Annotated in this window: 1 protein-coding gene; it reads left to right on the forward strand. The window is 49.5% G+C overall.

Features of this window, described 5'->3' with window-relative positions; all coding sequences use genetic code 11:
- A partial coding sequence (locus ACFVQB_RS34380) for a transglycosylase SLT domain-containing protein (RefSeq protein ID WP_379449871.1) occupies positions 1-1,361 on the forward strand: 1,361 nt, incomplete at both ends.

Genomic DNA, 1,361 nt, shown 5'->3' on the forward strand with positions numbered 1-1,361 from the left:
CAAGGAGTCAGGCTAAAAAGACAATTAATGAAGCAGAGGAAACTCATAAAGGCGTCGTAAAGGAAGCGAAGAAGCAAGCAGAAGGGCATATTGATCAGGTTGATTGGGAAACAGGAGAAGTGCTCGGGAAATGGGATCTATTCAAAGTTGATTTGGCAACCAAAGTAAATGCCATTACTGATGGGATAAATGCATTTTTAAAATTTGTTCATGCGCCTACAATTCCAGAATGGAAACCAGCAGGGTACGATAGTCGCCAGTCTTCCACAATGCAAATCGCACCAGGATTATCCTATGCCAAGGGAACAGACTTCCACCCAGGCGGCCGGGCATTAGTCGGCGAAGAAGGATGGGAGCTTGCTCACACGCCCGGCATCGGCACTTACATTGTCGGAATGGGCGGCCCGCAAGTGTGGGATCTTCCGCGCGGCACGTCTGTTCTTCCGCACGCTCAGTCGAAAGAAGCAGCTGCCACAGGACTTCCCGGTTATGCAAATGGGGTCGGAAACTTCTTCAAGAATGCGTTTGAGGGGTCGAAAAAGCTGGTGAAAGGCGCTGTCTCTGTCGGCAAGAATGTCATTGGCAAAACGAAGGACGTCGCCTCTGACGTTATGGATATGATTATCAAAGGACCGCAAAAGATAATCAGCAGCATTTTCAAAGGAATGATCCCGTTTAAAACAGGGACCGGAATAGACGGGTTAGGGACTGGTATTCTCAAAACGCTAAAAAGCGGTGCCCTTCAATTCTTAAAAGGGGTCTTGCCGGATGTGGGATTTTTTACTGCAGATGCCTATAAAGGAGCAACCGGATCTGTCCAGGTCCAAAAATGGGTATCGGAAGCGGTCGGCATTGCTGGTGTCCCGTTTTCATGGGTTCCCGGCTTAATCACGATTGCCATGAAAGAGTCAGGAGGAAATCCGAATGCCATTAACCTTACAGATTCCAATGCAAGAGCAGGAAACCCGTCAAGGGGGTTAATGCAGACCATTCCGAGTACGTTTTCCTCTAACGCATTTCCGGGTCATAACAACATACTTAATCCGGTGGACAACATTCTGGCGGCCATTAATTACATCAAAGGGCGATATGGAGATATATCAAATCATCCCGGCTTGAAATCAATGGCGCGCGGCGGCCCGTATGTGGGGTATGCAAAGGGCGGTACATCTCCGGGGCGCGGCGGCTCCAAGCTCGCGGTCCTCAACGAACGAGGATACGATGAAACCACCATTACGAAAGATCCGGCATACCGCGAAAGGAATATCGGATTGTGGGCGCGGGTTGGGCGTGAGCTTGGCGTACTGCCTTCACTGCAAGAAGGGATGATCTCAAAGGCTTTGCTATTACTCCAAAAAGCA

The organism is Paenibacillus sp. NPDC057886 (genome assembly GCF_042796655.1).
Classification (GTDB): Bacteria; Bacillota; Bacilli; order Paenibacillales; family Paenibacillaceae; genus Paenibacillus.